The sequence below is a fragment of the Tatumella sp. JGM130 genome (assembly GCF_018257525.1).
In the GTDB taxonomy this organism is placed as follows: domain Bacteria; phylum Pseudomonadota; class Gammaproteobacteria; order Enterobacterales; family Enterobacteriaceae; genus Tatumella; species Tatumella punctata.
The window spans coordinates 1-16,734 of record NZ_JAERJS010000027.1 but is presented as its reverse complement, the minus strand read 5'-3'; the positions used below and the strand labels follow the sequence as shown (position 1 = coordinate 16,734).

Genomic DNA, 16,734 nt, shown 5'->3' with positions numbered 1-16,734 from the left:
GAAAACTTATCTTATTCCCACTTTTTTGTTCCACTGTCACCGGCGGGCCGCAATGTGCTGGCTGCCCGGACGAAAGGAACATCCGTCAGAGTGATACCAGGATATTTATGAGCAAGAGTACTGCTGAGATCCGTCAAGCGTTTCTCGATTTCTTTAAGAGCAAGGGACACCAGGTTGTAGCCAGCAGCTCCCTCGTACCAAATAATGATCCGACGTTGCTGTTTACTAACGCCGGAATGAACCAGTTTAAAGACGTTTTTCTCGGTCAGGATCAACGCGACTATACCCGTGCAACAACATCACAACGCTGTGTACGTGCCGGCGGTAAACATAACGATCTGGAAAATGTCGGTTATACCGCCCGTCACCATACGTTCTTCGAAATGCTGGGTAACTTTAGTTTCGGCGACTATTTTAAGGCTGAAGCTATCGCATTTGCCTGGGAGCTTCTGACCGGTGCTGAATGGTTTAATTTGCCGAAGGAGCGTCTGTGGGTCACAGTCTATGAGACTGATGATGAAGCCTATGATCTCTGGGCTAACGATATTGGCGTGCCGGCCGAGCGCATTATCCGCATCGGTGATAATAAAGGCAGTGCCTATGCGTCAGATAACTTCTGGCAGATGGGTGATACGGGACCTTGTGGCCCGTGCAGCGAAATTTTTTACGACCACGGTGACCATATCTGGGGTGGCCCTCCGGGCAGTCCGGAAGAAGACGGCGATCGCTATATCGAGATCTGGAACATCGTATTTATGCAGTTTAACCGTCAGCCGGACGGTACTATGCTGCCATTGCCTAAGCCTTCAGTGGATACAGGCATGGGGCTGGAACGTATTACTGCCGTGCTGCAGCATGTTAATTCTAACTACGAAATTGACCTGTTCCGTACGCTGATCAGTGCGGTGGCAAAAGTGACCGGTACCACTGACCTCGATAATAAATCACTGCGGGTTATTGCTGACCATATCCGGTCATGTGCCTTCCTGATTGCTGATGATGTACTTCCATCGAATGAAAACCGTGGTTATGTATTACGCCGTATTATCCGCCGTGCAGTACGTCACGGAAATATGCTCGGTGCCAGCGGAAGCTTTTTCTACAAACTGGTTGCCCCGCTGATTGATGTGATGGGCAGTGCCGGTGATGACCTGAAAAAACAACAGGCTCATGTTGAATCGGTCCTGAAAACTGAAGAAGAACAGTTTGCTAAAACACTGGAACGTGGTCTGACGTTACTGGATGAGGAACTGGCGGCCCTGAAAGGGGATGTTCTGGATGGTGAAACCGTTTTCCGTCTGTATGACACTTTCGGATTCCCTGCGGATTTAACCGCGGATGTCTGCCGTGAACGTAATGTCACAATTGATGAAGCCGGATTCGAAGCAGCCATGGAAGCACAGCGTCAGCGTGCCCGTCAGGCCAGTGGTTTCAGTGCTGATTATAACAATATGATCCGTGTGGACAGTGAGTCAGCCTTTACCGGTTATGACCATTTGCAGGAGCAGTCCACTGTCACGGCTATCTTTGTCGAAGGTCAGCCCGTTGATGCACTGACAGGGTCAGAGCAGGCAGTTATTATATTGGATCAAACACCGTTCTACGGTGAATCAGGTGGTCAGGTCGGTGATACCGGGATATTAACGGCCAATGGTGTCAGCTTTACAGTGACAGATACCCAGAAATACGGCAAGGCTAACGGTCATATCGGTAGCCTGACCAGCGGTATCCTGCGGACAGGTGATAAAGTATCAGCACATGTTGATGAACAACGCCGTGCCCGGATACGTCTGAATCACTCAGCCACTCACCTGTTACATGCTGCATTGCGTGAAGTTTTAGGTGACCATGTGTCACAGAAAGGTTCACTGGTTAATGATAATTACCTGCGTTTTGACTTCTCCCATCCGGAGGCCGTCAAACCCGGGCAGTTACGCAGGGTTAATGAAATTGTTAACGCCCAAATCCGCCGCAACCTGGCGGTAGAAACCGACATTATGGACCTTGAGTCGGCCAGGGCGAATGGTGCAATGGCTCTGTTTGGTGAGAAATATGACCAGAAGGTGCGCGTACTCACCATGGGTGACTTCTCGGTTGAACTCTGTGGTGGTACTCATACCAGCCGTACCGGAGATATCGGCTTATTCCGTATTACTTCCGAGTCCGGTACTGCGGCGGGTGTACGCCGTATTGAAGCGGTTACCGGTGAACATGCCCTGCAAACGGTATTTGCGCAGGATGCTCAGTTACATGAAATAGCGCAGCAGGTGAAAGCAAACAGCAGTAATCTGAATGAGAAAGTCCGGTCTCTGGTAGAGCAGGTGCGTTCTCTGGAAAAAGAACTGCAGCAGTTGCAGGACCAGCAGGCAGCACAGGAAAGCAGTTCACTGTCAGCCAAAGCGATTAATATCAACGGCGTTAAACTGCTGGTCAGTGAGCTCAGCAATACTGAACCAAAACTGTTGCGAACCATGGTCGATGATTTAAAAAATCAGCTTGGATCGGCGATTATTGTGCTGGGAACCGTTAATGACGGTAAAGTATCGCTTATTGCGGGAGTCACGAAAGATTTAACTGACAGAGTTAAAGCAGGGGAACTGATCGGCATTATCGCCAGTCAGGTCGGTGGTAAAGGCGGTGGTCGTCCGGATATGGCTCAGGCCGGCGGAACGGAACCTGCAGCATTACCAGCCGCTCTGGCAGGGGTTGAGGCCCTGGTCAGCGGGAAATTGTAAAAGAGATAAACAAGCTGCCGGTAGAAATCGCCCGGACCGTTCTCCGGGCGTTTTTTACACGATAAGCAACCTAAAATGATAAAGTCAGGTAGTAATGGTGTATTTCGGCTAAACTAACTATTAGCGAAATGTATTGGCATACTGATTGAATTTTCTGTATCAGTCGTAGTCAATAGGTAGTAATGCGTTATACGATGGATTTGCCGGGACCCAGAACTGGCCCGACTCTTTTAATCTTTCAAGGAGCAAAGAATGCTTATTCTAACTCGTCGAGTTGGTGAAACTCTCATGATTGGCGATGAGGTGACGGTCACAGTATTGGGTGTTAAAGGGAACCAGGTACGTATAGGCGTGAATGCTCCTAAAGAGGTGTCTGTGCATCGTGAGGAAATCTATCAGCGCATTCAGGCCGAAAAGACCCAGCAGCCAGACTACTAACATATTCAGCGCCTCGTTTTTAACGAGGCGCGCCTTTATTCAATCCCCGGTCCCTATACTACAGCGATGCATCTTCCTGATGCTGTGCCGTTGAATTCTCACTCCTTTTGGCTTTTAAATGCCCTGATTGACGACTAAACGTGCAATCAGGCTTTCAGCGCTAAAAATTGTTTGACTTATAAGGCGGGGAAAGTAATATGTGCGCCAACGCAGCGACGAAGCGCAGTAACAGGCACAGCGTCGGTGCGGGTAGCGAAGTAACAAGTGGTGAGGTGGCCGAGAGGCTGAAGGCGCTCCCCTGCTAAGGGAGTATGCGGTCAAAAGCTGCATCGAGGGTTCGAATCCCTCCCTCACCGCCATTTGCGATGCATCCGTAGCTCAGCTGGATAGAGTACCCGGCTACGAACCGGGCGGTCGGAGGTTCGAATCCTCCCGGATGCACCATTTTTTGTTTCTCTGCTGTAGCAAGGCTGTTACCAAACAGCATGCCGGTAATAGCTGTCAGCGAAGTAACCTGTGGTGAGGTGGCCGAGAGGCTGAAGGCGCTCCCCTGCTAAGGGAGTATGCGGTCAAAAGCTGCATCGAGGGTTCGAATCCCTCCCTCACCGCCATTTATACTGCATCCGTAGCTCAGCTGGATAGAGTACCCGGCTACGAACCGGGCGGTCGGAGGTTCGAATCCTCCCGGATGCACCATCTTTGTGATATTCTGCGTTTATCCTCCCTTGTTATCATTTTCTTTGGCATTTTTCTGACCTGTTCTGACAGTGCTTTTGACCGGTTTACGGTTAATCCCCCCTGATTTATCGGTTCTGTTTTTATCATTTCCTCAGGGACCGGATAATCACTGCCCTGAAAGATATACCCCGATTTATATTAGACATCAGCCTGTTAGCTATTTTTTGTCGTTAGCATTTACGGTTTACTGCTGACGGCGACAATTCATCTGCATTAATATAAAGTAACGACTTATCGGTTCAGTCTGGAGTGAGTATGTACGATCATTATCACGGACTTATTTTTGATATGGATGGCACCCTGGTCAACAGCGAGCCGGCACACCGTCAGGCCTGGAAACAGGTATTAGCACAGCACTGCCTGGCGTTCTCTTTCGAGCAGATGATTGCACTTAACGGCTCTCCGGGCTGGAAAATAGCTGAACAGATATTGATAGCGAATAACGCGACTTTGGATCCCCGGCAGCTGGCGGCAGAAAAAGATCAGCAACTGGATAAAATCTTACTGACTACCTCTGCACTGTTGCCGTTAATCGGGGTCGCCAGACATTATTATGGCCGCTTGCCCATGGCGGTAGGCACCGGAAGTAACCATCAAATGGCTGATCGCCTGCTGACCCATCTCGGGGTGCGTCATTTATTTAATGTCCTGATTGCTGCCGATGATGTGGAACACCACAAACCTGACCCGCAGACTTTTCTGGAATGTGCCCGGCAGATGGGGGTTGAGGCGGCACAGTGTGTGGTGTTCGAAGATGCCGATTTTGGTATTCAGGCAGCTAAAGCTGCAGGAATGGATTTTGTTGATGTACGCCTGTTGTAACTGACCGCGGTCTCCGGCAGACAGGCAGATAACCGGACGCCGCTGCAGCCTTAGTATCACAGGTTAATACTATTCAGCATTTAGCCTGCCTGTGGCCTTGTGCTGGCAGTCCGGCGTCATGGCAACTAATTTGGTTTACCGTATCTTTTGGTTCATTGCTACACTGCAACCGTACAGAACTATAAGACATAATTATCACCGTGGGAGGTGACAGTGATACCTGACGTATCTGACGCATTAAGCTGGCTGGAAAAGCACCCTGAAGCACTGCAAGGCATCGGCCGTGGAATTGAACGTGAAACGTTACGTGTTCAGCCCGACGGGCATGTATCACAGCAGGGACATCCGAAAGCGTTGGGCTCCTCACTGACCCATGACTGGATTATTACTGATTTTGCCGAATCATTACTGGAGTTTGTGACCCCGGTTGATCGGGATATTAAACATCTGCTGGCATTTCTGCGCGATATTCACCGCTATGTTACCCGTTCGCTGGGTGATGAGCGTCTGTGGCCATTCAGCATGCCCTGTATCATTAAGCATCCGGACGATATCACCCTGGCACAGTATGGCAGTTCCAATATTGGTCAGATGAAAACCGTGTACCGTGAGGGGCTAAAACACCGTTACGGTTCACTGATGCAGGTGATTTCAGGACTGCACTACAACTTTTCCCTGCCGGAAGCATTCTGGCAGGCGCGGCTGGGTATCGACAATCTTGCACAGGGTAAAGATGCGGTCTCTGCCGGTTACCTGCAACTGATCCGCAATTATTATCGTTTTGGCTGGATTATTCCTTATCTGTTCGGGGCATCACCGGCAATTTGTGAAAGTTTCCTGCCGCAGGGGAAAGGTGATTTGCCTTTGCAAAGCAATGATAAAGGCACTTACTGGCTGCCTTATGCGACTTCTCTGCGTTTAAGTGATCTGGGGTATACCAACAAGTCACAGAGTGCACTGGGTATTACCTTTAACTCGCTGGAAGGCTATGTCAGCGCCCTGAAGAAAGCGATTAAAACACCGTCTGAGGAGTATGCTAAGATCGGTATCCGGGACAGTGACGGAAAACGTATTCAGTTAAATACCAATGTGTTGCAGATTGAAAACGAGCTGTATGCGCCTGTCCGGCCTAAACGGGTTATCCGCGCCGGTGAAGCACCTTCTGCGGCCCTGAGCCGCGGCGGTATCGAATATATTGAAGTCCGGTCACTGGACGTTAACCCGTTTACCCCGACTGGAATTAATGAACAACAGGTACGTTTCCTGGATATGTTCCTGATTTGGTGTGCACTGGCCGATGCACCGGAAATGAGTGCCGAAGAACTGAAATGTACCCGTGGCAACTGGAACCGGGTGGTGATGGAAGGGCGTAAGCCCGGCCTGATGCTGAGTGCCGGCTGTGGTGAACAGATCTATTCATTGAACGAGGCCGGTCACAGTATGTTTGCCGGTTTACAGCGGATTGCAAAAGTACTGGATGCGCCAGACGGAAGTACAGAATATCAGCAGGTATGCAGTCAGTTGCTGGCGTCGATTGACGATCCGGAGTTAACCTATTCGGCGAAAATTCTGCGTGATATGCAGCAGAAAGGTCTGGCCGCAGCCGGAACCGAACTTGCAGAAAAATACCGTCAGATGCTGCTCGCTGAACCACTGGAAGTGTTAACCGAAGAACAATTTAGCCAGCAGGCGCGGGCGTCAGTCATTGCACAGGCTGAAACAGAAGCCAGTGATACACAGAGTTTTGAAGAGTATCTGGCGGGCAGGGAAGGCTGAAAAAAGAAAAGGCCACATCACTGTGGCCAAAGTAACATCTCTGTTGTCAGGGATGATGATAACAAATGCGCGTCTTTCATATACTCAGACGCGGGCCAGAAGAAAAAGTTTCATTGATTGGAAAATTTTTTTAAAAAGAGGTGACCATATGCCATTGTTGGATAGTTTTACCGTTGATCATACACGCATGGCAGCTCCGGCTGTACGTGTTGCCAAGACCATGAAGACGCCACATGGCGATACTATCACGGTGTTCGATTTACGTTTCTGCATTCCGAATAAAGAAGTGATGCCCGAACGTGGTATTCATACCCTTGAACACCTGTTCGCCGGGTTTATGCGTAACCATCTGAATGGCCAGGGCGTGGAAATTATAGATATTTCGCCGATGGGTTGCCGTACCGGCTTCTATATGAGCCTGATCGGTACACCTGCGGAGCAGAAAGTCGCTGATGCCTGGAAAGCAGCGATGGAAGATGTGCTGAAAGTTACCGAGCAGCGTAAAATTCCTGAACTGAACGAGTTCCAGTGCGGTACTTATCAGATGCACTCTCTGGAAGAAGCTCAGGATATCGCACGTCATATTCTCCAAAATGACGTGCGTGTGAACCATAATGAAGAGCTGGCTTTGCCAGCAGAGACCCTGAAAGAGTTACATATCTAGTCTCTGTTTGTTATGACGGTCTGTCAGCCGGTCTGACAGAAAAAAAGGCGGCATGCGTAACAGCGTGCCGCCTTTTTTACCGGGTCCTGTATCAGCCCAGAGATGCCTGTAATGAGGTATGCGGGGTAATTCGCGTCTGCCGGACCATATTGTCCTGCACATCGAGGATTTCGATGGCGTAATGTCCAATCTGTACCCGGGTATTGACTTCCGGAATCTCTTCCAGCACTTCCAGCAGCATGCCATTAATGGTGCGGCCGCCATCTTCCGGCAGGTTCCAGTTAAAGACCTTATTGATTTCCCTGACGTTGGCACTGCCATCGACCAGCACCGAACCATCATTCTGTGGTAACACTTCTTCGGCGAGGGTAGGAGACATGGAGGTCGTAAAATCACCGACAATCTCTTCCAGAATATCTTCTATGGTGACCAGACCTTTGATATCACCATATTCATCGATCACCAGGCCGGCTTTTTTCTTATTGCGCTGAAATTTAACCAGCTGCATATTTAACGGGGTTCCCTGCGGGATAAAATAGATTTCATCGGCAGCCCGCAGCAGGTTTTCTTTGGTGAACTCTTTTTTCTCTGTCATCATCCGCCAGGCCTCGCGGACCCTCAGCATGCCGACGGCATCATCGAGGGTATCGCGGAACAGGACAATTCTGCCATGGGGTGAATGTGTCAGCTGGCGAATAACTGATTTCCAGTCATCATTGACGTTAATGCCGACAATCTCATTGCGCGGCACCATAATGTCATCCACGGTGACTTTTTCCAGGTCCAGTACGGATAACAGCATGTCCTGGTTACGCCGCGACATCAGGGTGCGTGATTCATAGACAATGGTACGCAGTTCTTCTTTACTGAGCGCTGAACTGGCGGAGCCGCTGGTTTTAATCCCGACCATCCGCATCAGGGCACGGGTGATTGAATTCAGCAGCCAGACGACAGGCATCATAATAATCTGTAACGGAGCCAGTAAAAAGCTGCTGGGGTAGGCGACTTTCTCCGGATAAAGTGCGGCAATGGTCTTCGGTAAGACCTCGGCAAAGACCAGCACAATAAAGGTCAGTACCCCGGTGGCAATCGCCACACCGGCATTGCCGTATAAACGTATACCGACAATAGTCGCAAGTGCTGAAGCAAGAATATTGACCAGGTTGTTACCGATCAGCACCAGGCTTATCAGCCGGTCCGGCTTGGCGAGCAACTTCTCAACCCTTCTGGCCGCCCGGTTACCGTTTTTGGCATTATGTCGCAATTTATAGCGGTTAAGTGTCATCATGCCGGTTTCTGAGCCCGCAAACCAGGCAGACACCAACACCATAATGACCAGCGTAATAATTAGCGTGGTGGTTGAAACATGTTCCAACGCGATATTTCCTTTATTTTAATAAATTAACGGGTTAGCAGGTGCTGAAGGATCCGGCTGCCAAAATAGGCCATGGTCAGCAGCACAGCGCCGCTGCAGTTAAACCATACCACGCGGCGACCGCGCCAGCCTTCATGATAATGGCCCCATAACAGGACGATATAGACAAACCACGCGAGCAGAGAAAGCACCGCTTTATCGATGTTTTCCGCAGAGAACAGGTCACGCATATAAAATAGGCCACTGCACAGGACCAGCGTCAGCAGCACCACCCCCACCTGGGTAATATGGAACATCTTACGCTCTATCAACATCAGCGGCGGCATATCATGGCTGAATGCCAGCTTTTTATTTTTCAGCTGGTAGTCGATCCACGCCAACTGTAATGCATATAACGCCGCGATGATTAGCGTGGCATAAGCAAATAATGCCAGCCCGATATGCAGCATAATGCCCGGGGTGGTTTCAAGGTGGGTAAGAAAGGCATTGGGGACAAAGGTGGCAAATGCCAGATTAATCAGGGCGAAACTGTACACAAAAGGCAGCAGCAGCCAGCCGCGATTCCGTGAGGCAACGATGGTCATCACCGCACAGATCATCAGGCTGACCAGTGAACCGATATTCAGCAAACTAAAGTTTTGTTCTGCATTCAGAATAAAAATTCGTTGCTCAACCGCGACACCATGGCAAATCAGTGCCACAACCGCCGATAGCATCGCCAGCCGCCGCCAGCCGCTGCTGCGTGTCAGCAGGCTCGGGATGATCAAAGCAAGACTCAGTGAATAGGCAAGGAGTGCCACAATCGCAAAAACTGACATATATAGGGTATCGTATTCGTCATCATATAGGGTTCAGACAGGCAGTATAGCGTTAGCCGCGACTTGCGCCAAACGATCTGAAGGTCAATTGCAGAGATCGGCAACGCTTCATGTTATACTGCGAGGAAAATGTCGCCGAGGCGGCTTCGCAATATTTTCTGAGTGAAAGGTAATGTTTGATAATTTAACCGATCGTTTGTCGCAAACACTGCGCAATATCAGCGGCCGCGGAAGGCTGACAGAAGACAATATTAAAGACACTCTGCGTGAAGTACGTATGGCGTTACTGGAAGCTGACGTTGCTTTACCCGTCGTCCGTGAATTTATCGCGCGGGTGAAAGAAAGCGCAGTCGGGCATGATGTTAATAAAAGCCTGACCCCGGGCCAGGAATTTATCAAAATTGTCCGTGATGAACTGATCGCGGCAATGGGTGCTGAAAATAACACCCTTAACCTGGCAGCTCAGCCTCCGGCCGTGGTGTTAATGGCGGGTCTGCAGGGTGCCGGTAAAACGACCAGTGTCGGGAAGTTAGGCAAATTTCTCAAAGAAAAGCACAAGAAAAAAGTATTAGTGGTTTCTGCCGACGTCTATCGTCCGGCGGCAATTAAACAGCTGGAAACCCTGGCTGAACAGGTAGGTGTTGATTTCTGTCCTTCAGATGTCACACAGCAACCTGTCGATATCGTCACTCATGCATTAAATGAGGCCCGTCTGAAGTTTTATGATGTGCTGCTGGTAGATACCGCCGGTCGTCTGCATGTCGACGAAGCGATGATGGACGAGATTAAGCAGGTACATGCCGCGATTAACCCGGTAGAAACCCTGTTTGTTGTGGATGCAATGACGGGGCAGGATGCGGCCAATACCGCCAAAGCCTTTAATGAAGCCCTGCCGTTGACCGGGGTCATTCTGACCAAGGTGGATGGTGATGCGCGTGGCGGTGCTGCCTTGTCCATTCGTCACATTACCGGTAAGCCGATTAAGTTTATGGGGATGGGCGAAAAAACCGAGGCACTGGAAGCATTTTACCCGGACCGTATTGCTTCGCGGATCCTCGGTATGGGCGATATGCTGTCGCTGATTGAGGATATCGAAAGTAAGGTTGACCGCGATCAGGCCGAAAAACTGGCCAAAAAACTGAAGACCGGCGATGGCTTTGATCTGAATGACTTCCTGCAGCAGTTAAAGCAAATGCGCAATATGGGCGGCATGGCCAGCCTGATGGGGAAACTGCCGGGTATGGGCCAGTTGCCGGATAATGTGAAATCGCAGATGGACGATAAAGTGCTGGTACGTATGGAAGCCATTATCAATTCCATGACGCGAAAAGAGCGCGAAAAGCCGGAAATTATTAAAGGATCACGTAAACGTCGTATTGCCACGGGGTGTGGTCTGCAGGTACAGGATGTTAACCGTTTGCTGAAACAGTTTGATGATATGCAGCGAATGATGAAGAAAATGAAGAAAGGCGGCATGGCCAAAATGATGCGTGGCATGAAAGGTATGATGCCGCCAGGATTTCCCGGCCGTTAAGCCGGAAAAGTAAAAGTCCGAACTGTAATTGACTTACAGGTTGCTTTTTACTCCAAAACGAGTAAAATTTTCGGGCTTTTTATATTGCACCCGGGCCCCGCCCCTCGCTGGGGTCCGGGTGTTTTATTAACTAAAGAGGATGTTATGGTAACAATTCGTTTGGCTCGTCACGGCGCTAAAAAGCGTCCGTTCTATCAGGTTGTCGTTACTGACAGCCGTAATGCGCGTAATGGTCGTTTCATTGAGCGTGTTGGCTTCTTCAACCCGGTTGCTTCTGGTCAGGCCGAAGCAGTGCGTCTGGATTTGGACCGCATCGAACATTGGGTTGGCTTAGGTGCCACAGTTTCTGACCGCGTTAACGCGCTGGTTAAAGAAGCAAAAAAAGCAGCTTAATCTGTCACGGTGGCGAACATGAGCATGACCGGAAAATCTACCGCGCAACCTCCGATTAATTCCCTTATTTTAGGAAAAATGGGAGCGGCCTACGGTATTCGTGGTTGGCTCAAGGTGTTTTCTTCCACCGAAGATGCTGATCGCATTTTTGATTACCAGCCATGGTTTATTCAGCGTGCCGGTAAATGGCAGCAGATTGAGCTGGAAGGCTGGAAAAATCATAATCAGGACATGATTATCAAAGTCAAAGGCATTGATGATCGTGATGCGGCGGCGCAATTAACCAATTGTGAAATACTGGTTGATGCCACGCAGTTGCCCGCGCTGGAAGACGGTGATTATTACTGGAAAGACCTTATTGGTTGCCAGGTAATGACCGTTGACGGTTACGAAATGGGAAAAGTCATTGATATGATGGAAACCGGATCGAACGACGTGTTAGTCGTAAAGGCAAATCTGAAAGATGCTTTTGGCGCGAAAGAGCGGTTAATTCCGTTTCTTTATGAACAGGTTATCAGGAAAGTCGATCTCACTACTGGCACAATTGAAGTAGACTGGGATCCTGGTTTTTGATCTCCGGAGATAACGGTAACCCAACGGCGAACGCTATGTGGATTGGTGTGATTAGCCTGTTTCCAGAGATGTTTCGTGCGATTACCGATTACGGGGTAACTGGCCGGGCTGTCAAAAATGGTCTGCTCAGTATTCAGTGCTGGAGTCCCAGAGACTTCACACATGACAGGCATCGTACTGTCGACGACCGCCCCTACGGTGGCGGGCCGGGAATGCTGATGATGGTACAACCCTTACGGGATGCTATCCATGCAGCCAAAGCAGCGGCAGGTGAGGGCGCTAAGGTAATTTACCTGTCACCTCAGGGGCGCAAACTTGACCAACAGGGGGTTTGCGAACTAGCGACGGATCAGAAATTAATTCTGGTCTGTGGTCGTTACGAAGGTATTGATGAGCGGGTAATAGACGCCGAAATTGATGAAGAATGGTCAATCGGTGATTATGTGCTCAGTGGCGGGGAACTGCCGGCAATGACGATGATTGACTCGGTGGCCCGGTTTATTCCGGGAGTACTGGGAAAACAGGCATCGGCTGACGAAGATTCGTTTTCTGAAGGATTGCTGGATTGTCCGCATTATACCCGGCCTGAAGTGTTAGAGGGTGTGGAGGTTCCGCCGGTTTTACTGTCGGGCAACCATGCTGAAATTCGCCGCTGGCGCATGAAACAGTCGCTGGGTCGCACCTGGCTGAGAAGACCTGAACTTCTGGAAAACCTGGCTCTGACTGAAGAGCAAGCTAAATTGCTGCGTGAATTTCGTCATGAAAATCAGCAGCAGCAACATGATGATACGGAAGAATAGTCTTCCCTGAATATCAGTTTACCCAGGATAAGAGATTTAATTATGAGCAACATTATTAAGCAAATTGAACAAGAACAGATGAAACAGGATGTACCTTCATTCCGTCCGGGTGATTCCGTGGAAGTGAAAGTATGGGTCGTTGAAGGTTCTAAAAAACGTCTGCAGGCATTTGAGGGCGTGGTTATCGCAATCCGTAACCGCGGTCTGCACTCTGCATTCACTGTTCGCAAAATGTCTAACGGCGAAGGTGTTGAGCGTGTATTCCAGACTCACTCACCGGTAATTGACAGCATTACTGTCAAACGTCGTGGTGCTGTACGTCAGGCCAAACTGTACTACCTGCGTGAGCGTACTGGTAAGGCTGCTCGTATCAAAGAGCGTCTTAACTAAGGTATCGCTAACGCGACATCTGAAAGTTAATAGAGAACAAGGGGTTGACCAATGGTCAGCCCCTTTTTTTTATTCATTATTCTGTGACCAGCAATCACAACTGTTCAGTGTTATTTAATCGTTCAATTTTTGCTATCAATCAGGCCAGGTGCCATGACAGAGTGTTATAATATAGCAATAACTGCCGTGAAATCAGGTAACTCACCTGCACGGCCCGTCACCCGCCACCGCAGGTGATGGGGACAACGATTACAGGAACGGTCTATGAGTGACGATAAAACATTAAAAACCCGCCAGGGTGAACATCAGCTCCACCCGGAAACATTAATGACCAGCTACGGCTATGATCCGATGTTATCCGAGGGGGCGGTGAAACCCCCGGTGTTTCTGACGTCCACATTTATTTTCCGTACAGCAGAAGAAGGGCAGGCATTCTTTGATGTCGCCAGTGGTCGTAAGCCCGCGCCTGAAGGCAGCAGAGAAGGGCTGGTCTATTCCAGGTTTAATCACCCGAACAGTGAAATCGCAGAAGACCGGCTGGCCCTGTATGAAGGCGCGGAGCGCTGTGCTCTTTTTTCGTCGGGGATGTCGGCAATAAGCTCGGTACTGCTGACTCTGTGTCAGCCGGGGGATGTGGTCTTAAAAACTCAGCCGTTATACGGTGGTACTGAAACTCTGTTTAATAAAACACTGGCTGGTCTGGGGATCAGCAGCAGTCCGCTGAGCAACTCGCTGGATTATCCGCAGATGCTGTTATCTGCCAGGCAGGCGGCGACCGGTGGCCGTATCAGCGTGATTTTTGCCGAAACACCGGCTAATCCGACCAATTCACTGGCGGATGTTCGCTTACTGGCGAAACTGGCGGATGAGCTGGAAACATTACAGGGTTTCCGGCCAGTGGTGGTGTGTGACAATACGCTACTGGGCCCGGTCTTCCAGCGCCCTCTGGCGCTGGGTGCAGATATCAGCGTTTATTCCCTGACGAAATATGTCGGAGGTCATTCGGATCTGGTGGCCGGTGCCGCGATGGGCAGCCGGGCACTGATGGCACCCATCCGCCAGATGCGCAGCGCGATTGGTACTCAGCTGGATCCGCACTCCTGCTGGATGCTGGGCCGCTCACTGGAAACACTGCAGTTACGCATGGAAAAAGCCAATAATAATGCGCAACAGGTAGCTGAATTCCTGCAACAGCACCCGAAAATTACCGCAGTGAATTATTTGCCCTTTAAAGACGCCACCACCGCTGAAGGTAAACTGTTTGCTGAGCAATGTCAGGGGGCGGGCTCAACCTTCTCGTTTGATGTCGGTCATGGCCGGGAAGAGGCATTCCGTTTTCTGAATCACCTGCAGATTTTCCGTCTGGCGGTCAGTCTGGGAGGGACCGAGTCTCTGGCCAGTCATCCGGCCACTACTACCCACTCAGGTGTTGCCCGGGAAACCCGTGAAGCTTTTGCTATTTACGATACCACTGTACGGGTGTCGATTGGTATTGAGCATCCGGCGGATTTAATCGCCGATTTGCAGCAGGCGCTGGATGCTCTGACGTCTGACTGAGTCGAAAAAATCAGGGCCGGTTATTGTGACCGGCCCTGAGATCAGAGTGTATTAACGGGCAACAATAAAACGCTGCTTATCGTCAATATAGCCTTTTTCACCCGCAGGCGCTTCCACCGAGCCGAAGTTCATCTGAGCGCGCAATGTCCAGGATACCGGTATATTCCAGGTCTGCCGGACATCGTCATCTACCAGCGGATTGTAGTGCTGTAGATTTGCCCCGATACCTTTTTCGGCCAGAGCCAGCCAGACGGCATACTGGGCAATACCACTGCTCTGTTCTGACCAGACTGGGAAGTTATCCGCATATGCCGCAAACTGCTGTTGTAATTCGCTAACCACCTGCTGGTCTTCAAAAAACAGTACTGAGCCTGCCGCAGCGGCAAAACTATCAATTTTTTTATCGGTCGCTGCAAATGCATCCGCAGGAACACGTTTTCTCAGCTGTTCTTTGGTCAGGGACCAGAAATGTTTGTGTTGTTCACCGAGCAGAATCAGGGCCCGCGAACTCTGGGAATTAAACGCAGACGGTGAATTTCTGATTGCTGTCTGAATCAGGGCAATAACATCATCTTCTGCCAGTGGCAGTGCCGGACCCAGTGCATAAATAGTTCTGCGTTTTTCAGCCAGTGCATTGAAACCTTGTGACATATGATCTCCTTACTCTTGGGATAACCATTCCGGTATCAGTTCCGGGAGTGGTGAGGATATAAGCTGTCGGAACACAGGATAGCTCATTGCCGGTAGCTCTACCTGTTTATCTTAAGTAATAAACCCGGCGAATAGCATTAAATGTCAGGGGAGCCATTAGTTTAGCTATACTGTTAGCGCAGATTCCGTTCAAAGGATCAATTTAATTAACCTTTACGTGATGCGAATCAAGGCTTATCTGCAGCAGGTCAGTTAACCTTGTGGCCAGCAGATATTACGTGGTCTTTTTACCCTTTTAACAGGAGTTCCATTATGAAAGCAGCAGTCGTTACTAAAGATCATAGTGTTGAAATTGTTGATAAAAAGTTACGTCCCCTGGAGCATGGTGAAGCGCTGCTGCAGATGGAGTATTGCGGTGTGTGTCATACGGACCTCCACGTTAAAAATGGTGATTTTGGCGATAAAACCGGGGTTATCCTCGGTCATGAAGGTATCGGGATTGTTAAACAGATTGGTCCGGGTGTAACCTCGCTTAAACCCGGTGACCGGGCCAGCGTCGCCTGGTTTTTCCAGGGCTGCGGCCACTGTGAATACTGTGACAGTGGTAATGAGACTCTGTGTCGCAGCGTAAAAAATGCCGGTTACAGCGTGGATGGCGGTATGGCCGAAGAGTGCATTGTGGTGGCAGATTATGCGGTGAAAGTACCGGAAGGCCTTGACCCGGCGGCCGCCAGCAGTATTACCTGTGCCGGGGTTACGACTTATAAAGCAGTGAAAGTATCTAAAATTCGTCCCGGACAGTGGATTGCGATTTATGGCCTGGGCGGGCTGGGTAATCTGGCATTACAGTATGCAAAAAATGTATTCAATGCCAAAGTCGTGGCGATTGATGTCAATGAAGCACAACTGGAGTTTGCCCGTGAAATGGGGGCAGACCTGACCATCAACCCTCTGAAAGATGATGCTGCCAAAGTGATGCAGGAAAAGTTCGGCGGCGCTCATGCGGCGGTAGTCACTGCGGTAGCAAAATCGGCGTTTAACTCAGCAGTATACTGCGTCCGCGCCGGTGGCCGTGTGGTTGCTGTCGGTCTGCCGCCGGAAGCTATGAGTCTGGATATTCCCCGTCTGGTTCTGGACGGTATCGAAGTTGTCGGGTCACTGGTCGGTACCCGTGGTGATCTGGCGGAAGCCTTCCAGTTTGCCGCTGAGGGGAAAGTAGTACCGAAAGTCGAAAAGCGTCAGGTTGAAGATATAAATACTATTTTCCACGAAATGGAGAACGGGAAAATCAAAGGCCGGATGGTGATTGATTTCTGTTCGCACCAGCATTAAGGGTAATCCGTAAGCGGTGTCAGGCACCGGAAAAGGCTCTGACCACAGGTCGGGGCCTTTTTTTTGGTTCATCGCACCTTAGCGTGAATTAATAGAAAACGGCGGTAAAAGTGGTTAGTTTTGTATTCGCCAAAACAC

The 16,734-nt window shown here is 49.9% G+C and carries 15 protein-coding genes and 4 tRNA genes; 16 read left to right on the top strand and 3 right to left on the bottom strand.

What is annotated here, in order from left to right:
• Nucleotides 1-107: 107 nt before the first annotated feature.
• From alaS to luxS, 9 genes are all read left to right on the top strand, one after another.
• The gene (alaS, locus tag JK211_RS12555; protein WP_212709017.1) at nucleotides 108-2,735 is read left to right on the top strand and encodes an alanine--tRNA ligase; all 2,628 of its coding nucleotides are present in this window, start codon (nucleotides 108-110) and stop codon (nucleotides 2,733-2,735) included.
• A 252-nt stretch (nucleotides 2,736-2,987) separates the two neighbouring features.
• Complete coding sequence (csrA, locus tag JK211_RS12550; protein WP_025902553.1) at nucleotides 2,988-3,173, top strand: carbon storage regulator CsrA; 186 nt, start codon at nucleotides 2,988-2,990, stop codon at nucleotides 3,171-3,173.
• A 266-nt stretch (nucleotides 3,174-3,439) separates the two neighbouring features.
• Nucleotides 3,440-3,532, top strand: a tRNA-Ser gene (locus JK211_RS12545).
• A gap of 8 nt (nucleotides 3,533-3,540) precedes the next feature.
• Nucleotides 3,541-3,617: transfer RNA gene (locus JK211_RS12540), tRNA-Arg, on the top strand.
• Nucleotides 3,618-3,691: 74 nt separating this feature from the next.
• Nucleotides 3,692-3,784: transfer RNA gene (locus JK211_RS12535), tRNA-Ser, on the top strand.
• A gap of 8 nt (nucleotides 3,785-3,792) precedes the next feature.
• Nucleotides 3,793-3,869: transfer RNA gene (locus JK211_RS12530), tRNA-Arg, on the top strand.
• Between the two features lie 297 nt (nucleotides 3,870-4,166).
• Nucleotides 4,167-4,733 carry a fructose-1-phosphate/6-phosphogluconate phosphatase gene (gene yqaB / locus JK211_RS12525; protein WP_212709016.1) on the top strand — a complete coding sequence of 189 codons (567 nt, stop codon included), beginning with the start codon at nucleotides 4,167-4,169 and terminating at the stop codon, nucleotides 4,731-4,733.
• 213 nt (nucleotides 4,734-4,946) lie between these two features.
• Nucleotides 4,947-6,509, top strand: coding sequence for a glutamate--cysteine ligase (gshA, locus tag JK211_RS12520; protein ID WP_212709015.1), 1,563 nt, complete (start codon nucleotides 4,947-4,949; stop codon nucleotides 6,507-6,509).
• A gap of 148 nt (nucleotides 6,510-6,657) precedes the next feature.
• A complete protein-coding gene (gene luxS / locus JK211_RS12515) occupies nucleotides 6,658-7,173 on the top strand; it encodes an S-ribosylhomocysteine lyase (RefSeq protein ID WP_212709014.1) in 516 nt (171 codons plus the stop codon).
• 91 nt (nucleotides 7,174-7,264) lie between these two features.
• Here luxS and JK211_RS12510 read toward each other — a convergent pair whose 3' ends face one another.
• Both JK211_RS12510 and JK211_RS12505 read right to left on the bottom strand, forming a co-directional pair.
• On the bottom strand, nucleotides 7,265-8,548 hold the full coding sequence (locus JK211_RS12510) for an HlyC/CorC family transporter (RefSeq protein ID WP_212709013.1): 1,284 nt from the start codon (nucleotides 8,546-8,548) through the stop codon (nucleotides 7,265-7,267).
• Nucleotides 8,549-8,574: 26 nt separating this feature from the next.
• Nucleotides 8,575-9,366 (bottom strand): inner membrane protein YpjD, encoded by a 792-nt coding sequence (locus tag JK211_RS12505; RefSeq protein WP_212709012.1) that lies wholly within the window; start codon nucleotides 9,364-9,366, stop codon nucleotides 8,575-8,577.
• Between the two features lie 172 nt (nucleotides 9,367-9,538).
• Here JK211_RS12505 and ffh point away from each other — a divergent pair, with 172 nt between their 5' ends.
• The 6 genes from ffh to JK211_RS12475 all read left to right on the top strand — a co-directional run bounded on the left by ffh (nucleotide 9,539) and on the right by JK211_RS12475 (nucleotide 14,613).
• Nucleotides 9,539-10,900: a signal recognition particle protein gene (gene ffh / locus JK211_RS12500; RefSeq protein ID WP_212709011.1), complete on the top strand. Its 1,362-nt coding sequence runs from the start codon at nucleotides 9,539-9,541 to the stop codon at nucleotides 10,898-10,900.
• A gap of 144 nt (nucleotides 10,901-11,044) precedes the next feature.
• Nucleotides 11,045-11,293: a 30S ribosomal protein S16 gene (rpsP, locus tag JK211_RS12495; RefSeq protein WP_212709010.1), complete on the top strand. Its 249-nt coding sequence runs from the start codon at nucleotides 11,045-11,047 to the stop codon at nucleotides 11,291-11,293.
• 24 nt (nucleotides 11,294-11,317) lie between these two features.
• Entirely contained in the window at nucleotides 11,318-11,866 is a 549-nt protein-coding gene (rimM, locus tag JK211_RS12490) for a ribosome maturation factor RimM (protein WP_212709045.1), read from the top strand.
• A 35-nt stretch (nucleotides 11,867-11,901) separates the two neighbouring features.
• Complete coding sequence (trmD, locus tag JK211_RS12485; RefSeq protein WP_212709046.1) at nucleotides 11,902-12,666, top strand: tRNA (guanosine(37)-N1)-methyltransferase TrmD; 765 nt, start codon at nucleotides 11,902-11,904, stop codon at nucleotides 12,664-12,666.
• A 42-nt stretch (nucleotides 12,667-12,708) separates the two neighbouring features.
• The gene (gene rplS / locus JK211_RS12480) at nucleotides 12,709-13,056 is read left to right on the top strand and encodes a 50S ribosomal protein L19 (RefSeq protein ID WP_212709009.1); all 348 of its coding nucleotides are present in this window, start codon (nucleotides 12,709-12,711) and stop codon (nucleotides 13,054-13,056) included.
• Nucleotides 13,057-13,320: 264 nt separating this feature from the next.
• A complete protein-coding gene (locus tag JK211_RS12475) occupies nucleotides 13,321-14,613 on the top strand; it encodes a cystathionine gamma-synthase family protein (protein WP_212709008.1) in 1,293 nt (430 codons plus the stop codon).
• A 51-nt stretch (nucleotides 14,614-14,664) separates the two neighbouring features.
• On the opposite strand, the gene JK211_RS12470 is transcribed toward JK211_RS12475, so the two are convergent.
• The gene (locus JK211_RS12470; RefSeq protein ID WP_212709007.1) at nucleotides 14,665-15,264 is read right to left on the bottom strand and encodes a nitroreductase family protein; all 600 of its coding nucleotides are present in this window, start codon (nucleotides 15,262-15,264) and stop codon (nucleotides 14,665-14,667) included.
• Nucleotides 15,265-15,576: 312 nt separating this feature from the next.
• On the opposite strand from JK211_RS12470, the gene adhP reads away from it, so the two are divergent.
• On the top strand, nucleotides 15,577-16,596 hold the full coding sequence (adhP, locus tag JK211_RS12465; protein ID WP_212709006.1) for an alcohol dehydrogenase AdhP: 1,020 nt from the start codon (nucleotides 15,577-15,579) through the stop codon (nucleotides 16,594-16,596).
• Nucleotides 16,597-16,734: the final 138 nt, after the last annotated feature.

What these genes read in the sequence shown, in the direction of transcription:
- alaS (WP_212709017.1), top strand. Translation starts at nt 108, where the DNA reads ATGAGCAAGAGTACTGCTGAGATCCGTCAAGCGTTTCTCGATTTCTTT.
- csrA (WP_025902553.1), top strand. Translation starts at nt 2,988, where the DNA reads ATGCTTATTCTAACTCGTCGAGTTGGTGAAACTCTCATGATTGGCGAT.
- yqaB (WP_212709016.1), top strand. Translation starts at nt 4,167, where the DNA reads ATGTACGATCATTATCACGGACTTATTTTTGATATGGATGGCACCCTG.
- luxS (WP_212709014.1), top strand. Translation starts at nt 6,658, where the DNA reads ATGCCATTGTTGGATAGTTTTACCGTTGATCATACACGCATGGCAGCT.
- JK211_RS12505 (WP_212709012.1), bottom strand. Translation starts at nt 9,366, where the DNA reads ATGTCAGTTTTTGCGATTGTGGCACTCCTTGCCTATTCACTGAGTCTT.
- ffh (WP_212709011.1), top strand. Translation starts at nt 9,539, where the DNA reads ATGTTTGATAATTTAACCGATCGTTTGTCGCAAACACTGCGCAATATC.
- rpsP (WP_212709010.1), top strand. Translation starts at nt 11,045, where the DNA reads ATGGTAACAATTCGTTTGGCTCGTCACGGCGCTAAAAAGCGTCCGTTC.
- rimM (WP_212709045.1), top strand. Translation starts at nt 11,318, where the DNA reads ATGACCGGAAAATCTACCGCGCAACCTCCGATTAATTCCCTTATTTTA.
- trmD (WP_212709046.1), top strand. Translation starts at nt 11,902, where the DNA reads ATGTGGATTGGTGTGATTAGCCTGTTTCCAGAGATGTTTCGTGCGATT.
- rplS (WP_212709009.1), top strand. Translation starts at nt 12,709, where the DNA reads ATGAGCAACATTATTAAGCAAATTGAACAAGAACAGATGAAACAGGAT.
- JK211_RS12475 (WP_212709008.1), top strand. Translation starts at nt 13,321, where the DNA reads ATGAGTGACGATAAAACATTAAAAACCCGCCAGGGTGAACATCAGCTC.
- JK211_RS12470 (WP_212709007.1), bottom strand. Translation starts at nt 15,264, where the DNA reads ATGTCACAAGGTTTCAATGCACTGGCTGAAAAACGCAGAACTATTTAT.
- adhP (WP_212709006.1), top strand. Translation starts at nt 15,577, where the DNA reads ATGAAAGCAGCAGTCGTTACTAAAGATCATAGTGTTGAAATTGTTGAT.